Origin of the sequence: Psychrobacter sp. DD43, from assembly GCF_904846555.1 — a bacterium.
GTDB classification, from domain to species: Bacteria; Pseudomonadota; Gammaproteobacteria; order Pseudomonadales; family Moraxellaceae; genus Psychrobacter; species Psychrobacter cryohalolentis.
The window spans coordinates 42,812-58,315 of sequence record NZ_CAJHBE010000015.1; the positions used below are offsets into that span (position 1 = coordinate 42,812).

Annotated in this window: 10 protein-coding genes; 1 reads left to right on the forward strand and 9 read right to left on the reverse strand. The window is 43.8% G+C overall.

Annotated elements, in window-relative coordinates; genetic code table 11:
• Positions 1 to 30: 30 nt before the first annotated feature.
• The 7 genes from aroB to pilM form a co-directional block, all read right to left on the reverse strand.
• The gene (aroB, locus tag JMX89_RS09020) at positions 31 to 1,140 is read right to left on the reverse strand and encodes a 3-dehydroquinate synthase (RefSeq protein WP_201531945.1); all 1,110 of its coding nucleotides are present in this window, start codon (positions 1,138 to 1,140) and stop codon (positions 31 to 33) included.
• An 81-nt stretch (positions 1,141 to 1,221) separates the two neighbouring features.
• Positions 1,222 to 1,782, reverse strand: coding sequence for a shikimate kinase AroK (aroK, locus tag JMX89_RS09025; protein ID WP_011514481.1), 561 nt, complete (start codon positions 1,780 to 1,782; stop codon positions 1,222 to 1,224).
• Positions 1,783 to 1,946: 164 nt separating this feature from the next.
• Positions 1,947 to 4,325 carry a type IV pilus secretin PilQ gene (gene pilQ / locus JMX89_RS09030; protein ID WP_201531946.1) on the reverse strand — a complete coding sequence of 793 codons (2,379 nt, stop codon included), beginning with the start codon at positions 4,323 to 4,325 and terminating at the stop codon, positions 1,947 to 1,949.
• Positions 4,326 to 4,352: 27 nt separating this feature from the next.
• On the reverse strand, positions 4,353 to 4,892 hold the full coding sequence (locus JMX89_RS09035; RefSeq protein WP_201551428.1) for a pilus assembly protein PilP: 540 nt from the start codon (positions 4,890 to 4,892) through the stop codon (positions 4,353 to 4,355).
• Positions 4,892 to 5,623, reverse strand: coding sequence for a type 4a pilus biogenesis protein PilO (locus JMX89_RS09040; protein WP_020444314.1), 732 nt, complete (start codon positions 5,621 to 5,623; stop codon positions 4,892 to 4,894). The genes JMX89_RS09035 and JMX89_RS09040 overlap by 1 nt, the downstream gene beginning before the upstream one ends.
• On the reverse strand, positions 5,620 to 6,285 hold the full coding sequence (locus JMX89_RS09045) for a PilN domain-containing protein (RefSeq protein WP_020444315.1): 666 nt from the start codon (positions 6,283 to 6,285) through the stop codon (positions 5,620 to 5,622). The genes JMX89_RS09040 and JMX89_RS09045 overlap by 4 nt, the downstream gene beginning before the upstream one ends.
• Positions 6,285 to 7,340 carry a type IV pilus assembly protein PilM gene (gene pilM / locus JMX89_RS09050; protein WP_201531948.1) on the reverse strand — a complete coding sequence of 352 codons (1,056 nt, stop codon included), beginning with the start codon at positions 7,338 to 7,340 and terminating at the stop codon, positions 6,285 to 6,287. Before pilM ends, JMX89_RS09045 begins: the two co-directional genes overlap by 1 nt.
• A 195-nt stretch (positions 7,341 to 7,535) precedes the next feature.
• Between pilM and JMX89_RS09055 the strand changes: the two genes are divergently transcribed.
• The gene (locus JMX89_RS09055) at positions 7,536 to 10,229 is read left to right on the forward strand and encodes a penicillin-binding protein 1A (protein ID WP_201531949.1); all 2,694 of its coding nucleotides are present in this window, start codon (positions 7,536 to 7,538) and stop codon (positions 10,227 to 10,229) included.
• Positions 10,230 to 10,407: 178 nt separating this feature from the next.
• Here the strand turns inward: JMX89_RS09055 and JMX89_RS09060 are convergent, their stop codons facing one another.
• Positions 10,408 to 10,932: a DUF6586 family protein gene (locus JMX89_RS09060; RefSeq protein ID WP_201531950.1), complete on the reverse strand. Its 525-nt coding sequence runs from the start codon at positions 10,930 to 10,932 to the stop codon at positions 10,408 to 10,410.
• A gap of 219 nt (positions 10,933 to 11,151) precedes the next feature.
• Positions 11,152 to 15,372 carry a DNA-directed RNA polymerase subunit beta' gene (rpoC, locus tag JMX89_RS09065; RefSeq protein WP_133104815.1) on the reverse strand — a complete coding sequence of 1,407 codons (4,221 nt, stop codon included), beginning with the start codon at positions 15,370 to 15,372 and terminating at the stop codon, positions 11,152 to 11,154.
• Positions 15,373 to 15,504: the final 132 nt, after the last annotated feature.

Sequence of the window (15,504 nt, forward strand, 5' to 3'; positions counted from 1 at the left end):
AGCCATTTATAATGTATGTTCTTTTATAGCTTACGGTGCATGCGTGGCTAGCACATCGGTGAGCAGATGCGGGTCAAAATCATTGGTTAATACTGCTTCACCCAATGATTTTAACAAAATAAGGCGGATTTGTCCGTGTTTCACTTTTTTATCATGCCCCATTAAGTCCAAAGCGGTCTGAACTTCAATAGGCGGCGGCGTGATCGGTAAATTGGCTAATGACAATATGCGCTTAACACGAGCAACCTCATCGCTCGTTAACCAGCCGATTTTTTGTGACAGCTCAGCCGCTTGTACCATGCCCGCAGCGACTGCCTCACCATGTAGCCAACTACCGTAACCTTCATGAGTTTCAATCACATGACCAAACGTATGACCAAAATTTAATAAAGCGCGTACACCTGATTCTCTTTCATCTTGGGCGACAACATCAGCTTTGTACTGGCAGCAGCGCTTGACCGCTTCACCCAGTACCGCTAAATCCAAAGCCATCATCGCAGGCAGATTGTGCTCAAGCCAAGTCAAGAACTCGGCATCCATAATCAGCGCATATTTAATAACTTCAGCAAGCCCTGCTGACAGCTCGCGCGCTGGCAGGGTTTTGAGTGTACTCATATCTGCCAATACCATTTGCGGCTGCCAGAATGCGCCAATCATGTTTTTGCCTTGCGGATGATTGATACCGGTTTTGCCGCCGACACTTGAATCCACTTGAGACAGCAAGGTGGTTGGTATCTGAATAAAATTGACGCCGCGCATAAAGCTTGCCGCTGCAAATCCCGTCATATCACCAATGACACCACCACCAAGCGCAATCAGAGTCACATCACGATTAAAATGCGCTGCCATCAGCACGTCATAAATCTGATTGATACTCGACTGGTTCTTATATTGTTCACCATCTGGGAGCACACAGACTTTGACGGTAAACTGCGCTTCAAGTTCCTCTTGTAAAGCCTTTAAATATAAAGGCGCAACCGTTTCATTGGTGACGATAAGGACTTGACGACCTGTAATATAAGGGGCAACTTGGCTAGCCATACTGCTATTTTCTGCTATTGCGTTTTCAGTAATGACGATTGGATAGTCATGACTTTGCGTATGTACTGTCAAGTCAGCATGAAACAGTGGCGTTGCCATGAAAATCTCCTTAATTCTTACGAGTAAAATTTAACTAAATAGGTATTCGATAATATTGGTCATACTAGTCATTTTTTGACATCAGTCTTTTTCAGGCTCTGAATCGACAGACGTAGAGATACAAAATGAGTTAAGCTGCTGTAATAATTGATTGACCATGTGCCGTGGATACGTATGTCCTGTTGGCATAATGATATGTGCTACTTCCCTGTACAATGGATCACGCGCGCTATATAAACCTTGCAGTATTTTTCTAGGGTTTGGCTGCTGTAATAAAGGACGCGATTTGTCTTTCGCAGTACGAGCCATTTGTACATCGACAGGCGCATTGAGATATATAACGATACCGCGCTGCTTTAAATACTCACGATTTTCAGCTGCCATCACAGCACCGCCGCCAGTCGCTAAAACAATTTGCGGTTGCTGTGTTAGCTCATCGATTGCACGCGTTTCCCGTTCGCGAAAGCCCGCTTCACCTTCTTTGGCAAATATCCAAGCGATATCGGCACCGGTCTGCGATTCGATATACCAATCGCTGTCTACAAACGAGCGCCCGAGCTGCTTTGCCAGTAATCTGCCGATTGTGGTCTTCCCTGCTCCCATCGGCCCTACCAAAAATACCGACGGTAATTCCTCAACCATAGTACTCACTCAGCTAAATTAGGTATGATACAACGTCATTGATATTCTGGCTAGTAATGAGCTGTGATTATTGTTAGTAAAATCCTTGCCAGCCTAAAAATCAACCATTAAAAAAGCAAGCACTAAGGCTTGCTTTTTATGACTCAAAACCAACTAAAATCTGACTAATCTAAGCGACTAATACCATCATTGATCAGTTTCGGCGTGATAAATATCAGTAGCTCTTCTTTGGTATTGCTGCGCACGTCTTTACGGAAGGCACGACCGATATAAGGCAAATCACCTAAGAAAGGTACTTTATCGACGCCATTATTAGTACGGTTTTTAAAGACGCCGCCTAATACAATGGTTTGACCATCTTCAACAATAACGTTGGTAGAAATCGAGTCTTCAGCGATGGCAACCTGATTGTTAATAATGGTCGGTGTGCCATTGGTGATTAGCAGCTGCAAACCAATCTTACCATCTGGAGTAATATTTGGCGTGGCTTCCAAACTTAAAGCAGCTTCTTTAAAGCTAGTAGTAGTCGCACCACTTGCTGATGCTTCTTGATAAGGAATCTGCGTACCAGAAGATACTTTTGCCGTTTGCTTATCAGAGGTCAAAATCTTTGGCGTAGAAATCACTTCACCGCGGTTGTCTGCTTGCATGGCTGACAATTCGAGATCGAGCATGAAATCAGAAATACCTAGCAAACCAAAGGCAATACGACCTGCTGGATTATCAACGCCTAAGTCAACGTTTAGATTGTCAGGACGAGTAATATCGTATTTAGGATAAGAGACGGTCTGACCATTAATAGTCGTGGTCTGCACATCAAAATCTTTTAAGTCCCATAAAGTTTGGTTACTGCCACCGACCAACAAGTTGCGGTTATTGGCAGCGCCATTTGACAAGATACCCCAACGCACGCCAATCTCTTTACTAAAGCTATCAGTCGCGCTAACGATACGCGCTTCAATCATGACCTGACGGACAGGAATGTCGATTTTACCAATCAGCTTATGGATATTTTCAATGCTGGCTGCCACATCTTTAACAATCAAAGTATTGGTACGCTCATCGACTGTTACCGTCCCACGATTAGAGAGCAAGCTATTGCTATCTTTAGTATTAGCATTGGCGCTGCCAGTATTGCTACCGCCAGAGGCTCCACCACTACCTTGAGAGATCAGGGTTAGGACATCTGCCGCTTTTGCGTAGCTTAGACGGATATATTCAGTACGTAACGGTGCATAAGACTCAACCGCTTGCTGGGCTTCAAGCTCACGTGCTTCTTGTTCAGCAAGCTCAGTTGAAGGCGCAACCAAAATTACGTTACCGTTTTCACGTTTGCCCAAATTTTTACTTTTAAGAATGATATCAAGTGCTTGATCCCAAGGTACGTTGATAAGGCGCAAGGTAATATTACCGGCGACCGAATCACTAGCAACGATATTCATCTCTGTAAACTGCGCTAAGATATCTAGGACACTACGAATCTCAACATCTTGAAACTCCATAGATAGCGCTGCACCAGTATAGACTTTTTCTTCAAGCGTCGGCTCACGTAGCAGCTCAGGTCGTCTGATACCAATATTGAGCTGACTGCCTGATTGATAGGCTTGATATTCAAAGTCGTCTTTCATATTGATGGTAATAACACCATTTTGACCTTGGTTTTTAGTATCAATACTGTCTACCAAACCACCGTTAACATTCAATCGGCGTAGCAGATTTCTAGGTACGGTACTGCCTGTCAAACGCACAACCAGCTTATTACCTTGACGCTGAACGTCTACAGGAATCGCTTCATTGGCAAGTGAGATACTAACGTTACCACCGCCATCATTCCCTGCTGAAAAATTCACAGCGCTTAGCCCATCATAGCTATACTGCTTGCTGACTTGTGCAGAGGCAAGTTGTGGGCTTAATAAAGGGTTGACACGTACGACCATGGTGTCAGCAGGTACTTGGTTTTTTGTGACCGTGGTTCTAATAGGCGCAACAGCAACGCTACTGGTTTCAACAATGGGCGTAACCACAGCCGTGGTAGTAATAGCCGAATTGCCATTTAGGACATCTTGTACAGGGTCGTTGGTAATGACTTTCGTGACCACCGGAGCAATCACTGGACGATTAGGGTCCGTAATCGTCAGCAATAATTCATTGCCATCAATCGCGGTGGTATAGTTGCCCGTCTTTTTTAGCCCAACGATAAGACGGGTGGTATTGTCACTATTTAAGGTGGTGACCTCATTGACCATACCGATATTATATTCTTTAAAGCGACTAGCAAGACCGTTTTGCACCTGTTCAAAATCCAGCACCAAACGGCTAGGATTGTCGAGCTGATAAGCGGCTGGTAATACTGGCGCACCTGAAAACCCTAAACGCATTTGCGTTACGGCTGGCGCAGTCTGCACCACAGAGACAGTGTTGATGCGCTGCTCGGCATGGGCACTGCTACTTACAGCTACCATACTCATTGCCAATGCAGAGATGGCAAAAGTAGAAGATACGCGGTTGCTCATCGTCATTACCTTGTTATTGCGTACTGTCATTATTTATTCCTCAAAAAATCTGCCGACTTAGCTTATAGGGGACACCAGCGACTGGGGTTTTTCAACAAACCCAGCACGGCTGTCTGGCACAATTTCAATCAAGTTAATCTGAGTCGGCGTGATTTCAACAATACGACCGTCATTCAATCCAAGATAATTACCCACTCTAACACTAGCAACTGAGCCATCAGGACGCTGTACTAAAGCGTACTGTTGACCTTCAGGCGAGATAACCACACCGCGAAAAATCAGTTGTGTCAGCTCGTACTTTTCAAGCGGTTCTTTGACTCGGGTTATATCAGGGCGTACCCCGTCAATAAAGGTGGTCGGACCTTGTACGTTCACTAAACTCGGTGGCAAAAATGGACTACGCTGCGCACTGGCGCTATAGACAAAATCTTCTACCAGCTCGGCCTGAGGAGGAGGCTCAATCGGCTGCGCAGGCTGGTTACGGATATCAGCCATTGCCTGTTCTGCTAAACCGATACGATCCGTACAACCCGTTAGAGATAAAACAGTAGCGCTTAACAGCAATAACCTTAACTTAGGCAGTTTGTAGCTAATCATTAGTTGCCTCCTGCAGCAGCATCGGTGGGTACAGCTTCAGCCGCCGCTGCATCACCTTCAGGGACCGCTTCTTTGGAGCGATAGGTTTTGGTTTGCAATACCAAATTTAGCTCGGGTAAAACATCCAAGGTTGGCTGCGGATTACTGACTTCGAAGTCGTGCATGGTGATAATCCTTGGTAAAGCTGCCAAACCACTGATAAAACTACCAAATTGATGGTAGTCACCCAACGCTGCAATACGAATAGGCTGCTCAATAAAGAATTCATTTTCAATTTCAGGCTCGACAGATATGTCCTGAAAACGGATGTTACTGCCCACGCCCGTCATATTGATACCCTCAACCAATTCTGATACACGGGTATCTTTTGGTAGCTGGTCAAGCAAAGTATTAAACTCCGCTTCCATTTGAATCACTTGAGCTTGATAAGCTTGTAGATGGCGTGCGCGCGATTCTTTTTCACGGTAGCTATCGAGCAAGGTTTGTTGTTGGCTTTCTGCTGCTGTAATTTCATCGATTTTACTGCTGATTGGTAATGCCCATGACAAAGCAGCAATCAAAGCAATAATAAAACCAATGACGGTGACTTTAACAGGGAGCGGCCAACTACCATAGTTTTCAGAATCCAATGACTCAAAACTGCGGCGAAACTCATTTAAATCAAACTGTTTTCTTTGTCTTATCACCGTCTTTTTGAGTTTAATACGGGTTTTTTTACGGGTCAGTTTCATAACTCACCTCCAAGTACAATAGCGCCATCAGCACCTTCTACAGGAACGGCTGATTCAGACTGTACTTTAGTCGTGATCACAAACTGCACATAGCTGTCTTCAGGATAAATAGGACGCGGTTGTTCACCTGGCGTAGTGACCGTATTTTCCAAAACGGGGGCTGCTTGATAAGCGGTAATGTTTTGCTGAATATTACTTACGGCTGAATCGCCCATCCACTTACTGCTATCAAGATTACGGATCAAGCTTGATACCACGTTTGGATTGTCAGCAAGACCTGTCAATGTTAATACATCCCCTTCACGTTTTAGATTATTCAAATAAAGCGCTGGCGGAATGGCTTTAGCAAGATCATCCCATAGACGTACAGGTACAGGACGTCGACCTTGCAAGTCTTGAATAACTTGCATACGTGAGATGATATCTTCACGGCGCTGCTCTAAGCTATCAATCTCGACCAACGCTTTATCCAAGCGAGCGTTTTCTTGTTCAATCAGTGCATTGGCATCTAATTGTTCAGCAAGTTCGTTATTAAAATAACTCCACGTCGCAAATGCTGCAAGCAGAGACAACAGTGTCACTGCCACCACCAAGGTGATAAACTCTTTATTGCGGCGGGCACGCTCTTCTTCTCGCCAGGGCAGTAGGTTAATACGAGCCATTAGTCAAAGCTCCTTAACGCCAGACCGCAAGCGGCCATTAAGCTGGGTGCATCAATCGCCAGTTGCTCATGATCGATATGCGGCGCAATAGTCATATTAATGAACGGATTTGCAATACTCACAGGCACGCCCAATCGCTGCTGCGCCATGCCAGCAAGACCCGCAATAGAGCTACTGCCACCAGCAAGGACCACATGATCGATACTACTATATTGACTTGAGGAGAAATAAAACTGTAAAGAGCGAGTGATTTGTTGGATGGTATTTTCTATAAATGGTGTTAAGACATCAGTATAGTAATCATCAGGTAGAGCACGCTCGCGCTTACTAATAGAAGCTTCTTCAGCAGACAAACCATAGCGGTTTTGGATGGCTTCCGTCAGCTGACTGCCTCCAAATAACTGCTCACGACTATAGATAAACTCGCCATTTTTGGCGACATATAATGTTGTTTGATTGTGTCCGATATCAACCAGCGCCACCAAATCTGGCAAGTTTGGCAGACTGTCTGCCATCAAGCCAAAAGCACGCTCAATGGCATGCGACTCAATATCCATTACCTTGGTTTGCAGACCACCAAAGGTTAAGGCATCAACTCTTTGGTCAACGTTTTCTGAACGAGAGGCGGCAAGCAGTACTTGCACCATGTCATCATTAATAAGAGAGGGACCCAATACTTCAAAGTCCAAATTGACGTCTTCTAGCGGATAAGGTATGTATTGGTCAGCATCCAAACGAATTTGAGCTTCACGCTCAACGTCACTTAGCACCATATCCATATCGATGATTTTAGTAATCACCGCTGATCCTGAGACTGCTGTGGCTGCACTACTACCCGCCGCTTGGCAACGCCTTGCCAAGCCTGCTATAGTATTGCCTACCACTTCCGTGTCTACAATGAGTTTGTCGATGACTACGCCTTCAGGTAATATTTCAGTACCATAAGATCTTAGGTGGAAAACGCCTTGTTGGCGCTGTATGTCAACCAACTTCACTGAGGTGGTACAGATATCCACGCCAATCAAATGTCGACTCTTAGAAGTAAATAGCCTCACAAACTCTATACCTTATATTAAGTGTACAATCTGATAGTTATTTGTAATAATTTAGTACAATACTTTACTTAACAGATAGATTCAAGCATTTAAATGTCCTGTAGAGGCTAACTTACACATTTATTATTACTTGGCTATTTTGTTCAAGGTATAATGTTTTTTATCTGTTGCAAACCTTAATCGATAAGTCTGACTATGACCAAAAAAAATGCCACCGTTCGTCTCATTCACTTTTTGGTGGGGCTTTTCATTGCCTGTCTAGCGTTGGCGGTTGTATTAGCGCTTGCCGTTCCTATTGGCTTCTATGGTATGGCGATGTATTTATCGCCAACGTTGCCAAGCACACAAGAGATTAAAACGGCAACTTTAGAGATGCCATTACAGATATATAGTAGTGATGACAAATTGATTGGGCAATATGGCAACCGTTTATCATTGCCTATTACCTTTGAAGAGATACCGGAAGACTTGACCCATGCTTTTTTGGCAGCAGAAGATTCTTCATTTTTTCAGCACAGCGGTATTAGTATTAAAGGATTAGGGCGCGCGGTCACCGAAGTGGTAACGGATGATGAAAGCCAAACAGGTGGCTCGACCATCACCATGCAGGTCGCCAAAAATTATTTTCTAAGCTCAGATCGCACGTTAAATCGCAAACTAACGGAATTATTTTTAGCCCGTAAGATTGAAGACGAGCTGAGTAAAAACGACATTCTTACCCTTTATGTCAATAAAATTTACTTAGGTGAAGGCGCTTACGGTATTCGTGCGGCTGCCAAAAAATATTATAGTAAATCGTTAGAAAATCTCACCATTGCTGAGATGGCAATGCTTGCAGGTTTGCCGAAAGCGCCCTCTAAATACAATCCTGTTGCCAATCCAAGCCGTGCGCTCACGCGCCGTAACTGGATTATTGGTCGCATGCATGAATTGGGTTACATCGACAAAACCCAATATGACGAAGCCATTAATGCGCCCATTGGTATTAAGCTTTATCAAGAAAAGCTGGATGTTAATATGCCGTATTTGGCCGAAATGACGCGCGCAGCTCTGGTTGATCGTTATGGTGAGCAAGTTATGCATGGCGGCTGGCGTGTACGCTTGACGGTTGATAGTCAAGCGCAAATAGATGCAGAAAAGGCAATTTTATCTGGCTTGGTTGCTTACGAGCATCGCCATGGCTGGCGTGGCGCCGAAGCAAATGATGAACCGCTAAAGAATTTCAGTCGCTATAGCAATATGTCGCCTGCCAAAGTCACTAAAGTGAATACCAGTAGTTTTGAGGCAACCATGCTTTCAGGAGAAAGCGTGACCGTTAATTGGTCTGGTATGCGCTGGGCACGTAAATACATCTCTGCTGATCGCATTGGTTATTTTCCAAGCAATGCCAGCCAAATAGTGAGTAAGAACGATATTATTCGCCTGATACCGACTGCTAGTGGTGGCTGGCAGCTTGGTCAAATACCTGAGATACAAGGTAGTTTGGTTTCTCTGAATCCTGATACCGGTGGCGTTCGTGCCTTGGTCGGTGGCTTTGATTTTAACCATAGTAAATTTAACCGTGCTCTGCAGGGCTGGCGTCAACCGGGTTCCACCATTAAACCCCTTGTATATACAGCAGCATTAGAAAAAGGCTATCGTCCAGATAGTATAGTTTCGGATCGCCCGCTGCAAGTAGGTGACTGGAAACCAAAAAACTCTGATGGTCGCTTCTTAGGTGATATCACGTTAAGCCGCGGACTTTATTTATCACGTAACTTAGTATCTATTCGCTTGCTGCAAGCAATTGGTATCTCTGACGCTCGCAACTTATTAGATGAATTTGGTCTTGATAAAGAGAAGCTGCCAACTACTTTGTCTTTAGCGTTGGGTACAGGTCAAGCAACCCCATTACAAATGGCAACCGCTTACGCCACCTTTGCCAATGGCGGGCATCGCATTCAACCTTATTTTATTGAACAAATTTATAACTATAATAATAAGCTTTTATTTCAAGCCAATCCTCAGCAAGCTTGTGCCCTATGTTTCAATGAGCAGCTCGACGATGTCAATAAAAAACTAACTGAAGAATATGATGCAAAAATAGAGGAAAGTAAAAAAGTAGCTGAAGACGTTAAAACAGGCGACGCTAAAGAATCGCCGGCAAGTAAAAATACAGAAACTAATATAGAGGCTGACAAGAGTAACACCCCTACTAAAGACAGTAATAAGATTGATTTGAGCATTTACGATGCCAGTCCAGAATCAGATCGCCTAAATGCACCTGTTGTACAGTACGTACGCGCTGAACAAGCTCCGCGTATTTTAAAGCCTAAAGTCGCTTATGAGATGGCAGATATCTTACGTGATGTAATACAGCGTGGTACAGCGTTTAAAGCAAGATCTTTGGGACGTGATGATATTGGCGGCAAGACAGGAACCACCAATGAAGCGAAAGATGCTTGGTTTGCAGGCTTCCATCCTACCAATGCTACCGTCGTCTGGATGGGATTTGACCAACCATCAACCATGGGTCGTCGCGAATATGGTGGTGTGGCAGCCCTACCCGTTTGGATGGATTTTATGAAAGCCCAACTTAACGACACGCCTAGCCAATGGGTCTCTATTAATAACCGTGCCAAGTCCAAGAAACAAAAGCAAAACATTATAGAGATGATGGATGAAGGGGTCACTGAACTTGATGGCGAAGATACTGATACAGGCAAATCGGAAAAACCAGTAAAGACATCTATTCAGAAGCGCCAGCCACCTGCTCCAAAACCTGTTGAAACGCCGGCAGTTACGACCGATGTTAAACCTGCTAATAATGGTATTACTAATAGCCCAGCGCAGAAACCAAAACCATTAGTAGTCAAGCCTGTAGAACGTATGCCAGCGATGCCTGAGTAATAGACTGCTTTCTATATTGATACATTTAAAAAGGCTGGTTCAGTAAACACTGAGCCAGCCTTTTTTATAGGACATATTTCAATTGCATTTAATTTTGTGCCCTACTCAGCTTAAAGGTAGCAGCTAATCATTAAGTACTCATAACGAAGCTTTGAAAATATAATCTAAGCCATAAGAACTAAAATTCCACCATACCAGCACGTAGCTGCTCAATCAGCTCCAAAAACTGTTGGCGCCATTCACGTATGGTCGCATCATCTGGCAACCATTGATTGGAAAGTGTTACTACATTGACAATCAAATCAGGCATTTGTTTTTTGTCGTCAGCCGCCTTATCCACCGAATGCTCAGATATCACGGCATATAGACAACGCTGATAGGCATGTTCTATATCAGCCAGAAATCCTTGCTGCTGTAACTGCTTTAGACGCTGCACTTCAGGTGATACTTGCGTACGCTCGATCAGTGCTTCTTCGATATCTAGCAATGTCGGCGTCGTCAACGTTATATTATAAAAGTGACCAAGCTCTTGTAAAAAAGCTAAAAACGTACCGTATAGATGAAAAATAGCGGTCTCACAATGTGCTTGATATAACTGCTTGTCAGTCGTGTCTGCAGCGGCTTGACAGGCAAGGCGGCAAAAATACAGCTTTTGATTGGTACGGTCAGCTTGATATTTGGCAACGCGAGTTTTATCTGCCATGCGCTTATCCTTTTTAGTGAGTACTGCTAAAAATAATCGGAAATTACGAATACTTATGAATACTAGAGCCAAAATCTCTAACTATTTAAGTTATGCAGTGTACTATTTTATCTCATCATTTCCCAAGAAAAAACTTGTTGTGATGGAATTTTAAAGCAAAAAAAGCCAGCAACTTAGGCTGGCTTTTTTATTTATTCAAATAACTAAATGCTATCTAGTTTAATGATTACCTTGATTCAATTCTTGAGCAAAGGCTTCATCGAAGCTTGCAAAGTCTGTCGCATCAGTCGTTGCTGACATATCAAACGCCGCATTTAAGTCTTTATCTTGCAGTTTTTGCTCTGCTTTTTCTTTACGAGCTTTATGATAAGCAAGACCAGTACCAGCCGGAATCAAGCGACCAACGACTACGTTTTCTTTCAGACCACGTAACTCATCCACTTTACCAGTAACCGCAGCAGCCGTTAGGACACGAGTCGTTTCCTGGAACGATGCGGCTGAGATAAAGCTTTCGGTTGCCAAACTTGCTTTAGTAATACCAAGTAATTGACGCTCAAACTGCACTGGGAATTTATCTTCCGCTTCCAGCTTGGCATTCAGTGCTTTGATATCAGCATATTCTACTTGATCACCTTTAAAGTGGTTTGAATCGCCGCCATCAGTAATCTCAACTTTACGCAACATCTGACGAATAATAACTTCGATGTGCTTATCGTTAATTTTTACACCCTGCAGACGATAAACGTCCTGTACTTCGTTAACGATATAGTCAGCAAGCGCGGTTTGTCCTTTCAGACGTAAGATGTCATGCGGATTTTGTGGACCATCAGCAATAACCTCACCACGAGCAACCGTCTCGTTTTCGAAGACGTTAATCTGACGCCATTTCGGGATCAGCTCTTCATGAATCTCACCATCTTCATTAGTAATAATGAAGCGATTTTTACCTTTAGTTTCTTTACCAAAGCTAACAACACCCGTCATTTCAGCCATGATAGCGTGATCTTTTGGACGACGTGCTTCGAATAAATCAGCTACACGTGGCAGACCACCGGTAATATCTTTAGTACCTGAAGACGCTTGTGGTACACGACCTAGAATCGAACCAGCTGCAACTTTCTCACCGTCGCTAACGCGAATGATGGTTTCAGCAGGTAAGAAGTAAACGACTTCTTTACCTTCGTCTGTGTTCAAGATAATCGCCGGACGTAAGTCTTTTGCTGAGCTTGAACGATCTCGAGTAGCTAGAATCTCAAACGAGCTCATACCAGTCGCATCATCAACTTTTACGGTAGCAGTTAAGCCATCAGTGATTTCACTGAAACGTGCGGTACCCGCGAATTCTGTAATAATAGGATGCGTGTGCGGATCCCACTTAGCGATGGTTTGACCACCTTCAACTTGGTCTTCATTTTTCACAAGAACGCTTGAACCATAAGGTACTTTATAGCGCTCACGCTCACGACCAAGTTCATCGGTCAAGGCGATTTCAGCTGAACGCGATACGATAACCAAATGACCATCGGTATGCTGTACAGTCTTCATGTTTTCAAAATGCGCTTGACCAGCACTACGGACTGAAATGCTATTGTCCACAGAAGCAGAACTTGCCGCTCCACCAACGTGGAAAGTACGCATAGTCAACTGAGTACCAGGCTCACCGATAGACTGCGCCGCCATAACACCAACAGACTCGCCGATATTCACTTTATGACCACGAGCAAGGTCACGACCATAGCACTGTGAACAAACGCCATGTTCGATATTACAAGTAATCACTGAACGTACCCAGATATCGTCGATTGCATTGTTATCTAGTACTTTAACCCAATGCTCATCTATCAACGTACCCGCTGGAATCAAGATTTTTTCAGCATTATCGTTATAAGTGACATCACGTGCCGTTACACGACCTAGTACTAGCTCGCCCAACTTCTCAATGATTTCACCACCTTGGATATGTGGCTTCATGAGCAAGCCTTGCTCAGTACCACAGTCATCACTGGTAATAACCAAATCTTGTGCTACGTCAACCAGACGACGCGTCAAGTAACCTGAGTTAGCTGTTTTCAATGCCGTATCCGCAAGACCTTTACGCGCACCATGCGTTGAGATAAAGTACTGAAGTACGGTCAAACCTTCACGGAAATTCGCTTTAATTGGTGTTTCAATGATTGAGCCATCTGGCTTAGCCATCAAACCACGCATACCAGCAAGCTGACGAATCTGTGCGGCACTACCACGAGCACCAGAATCTGACATGATAAAGATAGAGTTAAATGACTTCTGCTCTTCTTCTTCACCTTTGGCGTTGATAATTTTATCAGTCGCTAAGTTGTCCATCATCGCTTTAGCGACTTTGTCATTGGTACGTGACCAAATATCGACCACTTTATTATAACGCTCACCAGCCGTTACAAAACCTTGCTCAAACTGGTCTTCAATTTCACGCACTTCAGCTTCAGCGACTTCGATGATTTGCTTTTTCAGTGGTGGAATAACCATGTCATCGATACCGATAGACACACCAGATAGTGTCGCTTGTGCAAAACCAAGGTACATCAATTGGTCAGCAAACATAACACTTTCTTTTACGCCCACTTTACGGTAGCAAGAGTTGATCAATTTAGAGATATTTTTCTTAGTCATCTCTTCATTACATTCGTCAAACGACATACCAACAGGCATGATGTTCCAGATTAACAAGCGACCAGCAACGGTATCTTTGATACTCGTCTCTTTAGTACGATTGCCATCATCATCAATATGCGTTTCAGTGACACGAACTTTAATCTTGGCGTTAACATGTAAATCGTTTGAACCAATCGCACGTAATGCTTCATTAACGGTGGCAAAAATCATGCCCTCGCCTTTGGCATTTACTGACGAGCGGCTGATGTAATACAATCCCAATACAACATCCTGTGATGGTACGATGATTGGCTCACCGTTCGCAGGAGACAAGATGTTATTGGTCGACATCATGAGCGCACGAGATTCAAGCTGAGCTTCTAATGTCAATGGCACGTGAACGGCCATTTGGTCACCATCAAAGTCAGCGTTGAACGCGGTACAAACTAGAGGATGTAGCTGGATGGCTTTACCTTCGATTAGTACTGGCTCAAATGCTTGCAAGCCCAAACGGTGAAGTGTTGGCGCACGGTTAAGGAGTACTGGATGCTCACGGATAACCATGGCCAGCATATCCCACACTTGTGGCTCTTCACGCTCTACCATCTTTTTGGCAGCTTTAATCGTCGTCGCCAAACCATGAGACAATAGTTTGTTATAAGTAAATGGCTTGAACAATTCAAGTGCCATTTTCTTTGGTAGACCACACTGATGTAGACGTAGGGTTGGACCAACAACGATCACCGAACGACCAGAATAATCAACACGTTTACCTAGTAAGTTTTGACGGAAACGACCTTGCTTACCTTTGATCATATCAGCCAAAGATTTCAATGGACGCTTGTTACTACCAGTAATGGCACGACCGCGACGACCGTTATCAAGCAAGGCATCTACTGATTCTTGCAACATACGTTTTTCGTTACGTACGATGATATCAGGAGCACTTAACTCAAGCAGACGCTTTAAACGGTTATTACGGTTAATAACACGGCGATATAAATCGTTCAAATCTGATGTTGCGAAACGACCGCCTTCTAGTGGTACTAGCGGACGCAAATCTGGTGGTAGTACTGGTAAGATATTCATTACCATCCACTCAGGCTTGTTATTAGAATCACTGAATGCTTCTAATAATTTAAGACGCTTAGACATCTTTTTAAGCTTGGTTTCAGAACCCGTTTGCGGAATCGCTTCACGCAGCTCATCAATCTCTAAATCTAAATCGATATCTTTTAAAAGGTCTTGAACCGCTTCCGCACCCATTTTGGCAGTGAATTCATCGCCAAATTCTTCAAGGGCTTTATAATAATCTTCGTCATCAAGCAGCTGATACTTCTCCAAAGAAGTCAGACCTGGCTCAGTCACGATGTAGCTTTCAAAATACAAAACGCGTTCGATATCACGAAGTGTCATGTCTAGCAATAGACCGATGCGGCTTGGCAATGATTTTAAGAACCAAATATGCGCAACAGGGCTCGCTAAATCGATATGACCCATGCGGTCACGACGAACTTTAGCGGTCGTGACTTCAACGCCACATTTTTCACAGATAACGCCTTGGAACTTACGACGCTTGTATTTACCACATAAACATTCAAAATCTTTTACTGGACCAAAAATTTTGGCACAAAAAAGACCATCACGCTCAGGTTTGAACGTACGGTAGTTAATAGTTTCAGGTTTTTTTACTTCACCATGCGACCATGACTTAATAACGTCAGGCGATGCCAAGGTAATTTGGATGCTATCAAACTCATGGTTACCATTGCTGGTAGGGCTTTGCATGATATCGAGTAAATCTTTCAAGTTGCTTCTCCGTTATCTTTATAATCATCTGACAGCGTATTATGAGCGCGGCCACGATGAATGAAGGCAATGAATAGGGTTGAGACAAATTACTAAAAGCAGCAGCAATGAGCATACTGCCTTTAGTTGACA

What these genes read in the sequence shown, in the direction of transcription:
- aroB (WP_201531945.1), bottom strand. Translation starts at nt 1,140, where the DNA reads ATGGCAACGCCACTGTTTCATGCTGACTTGACAGTACATACGCAAAGT.
- aroK (WP_011514481.1), bottom strand. Translation starts at nt 1,782, where the DNA reads ATGGTTGAGGAATTACCGTCGGTATTTTTGGTAGGGCCGATGGGAGCA.
- pilQ (WP_201531946.1), bottom strand. Translation starts at nt 4,325, where the DNA reads ATGACAGTACGCAATAACAAGGTAATGACGATGAGCAACCGCGTATCT.
- JMX89_RS09035 (WP_201551428.1), bottom strand. Translation starts at nt 4,892, where the DNA reads ATGATTAGCTACAAACTGCCTAAGTTAAGGTTATTGCTGTTAAGCGCT.
- JMX89_RS09040 (WP_020444314.1), bottom strand. Translation starts at nt 5,623, where the DNA reads ATGAAACTGACCCGTAAAAAAACCCGTATTAAACTCAAAAAGACGGTG.
- JMX89_RS09045 (WP_020444315.1), bottom strand. Translation starts at nt 6,285, where the DNA reads ATGGCTCGTATTAACCTACTGCCCTGGCGAGAAGAAGAGCGTGCCCGC.
- JMX89_RS09055 (WP_201531949.1), top strand. Translation starts at nt 7,536, where the DNA reads ATGACCAAAAAAAATGCCACCGTTCGTCTCATTCACTTTTTGGTGGGG.
- JMX89_RS09060 (WP_201531950.1), bottom strand. Translation starts at nt 10,932, where the DNA reads ATGGCAGATAAAACTCGCGTTGCCAAATATCAAGCTGACCGTACCAAT.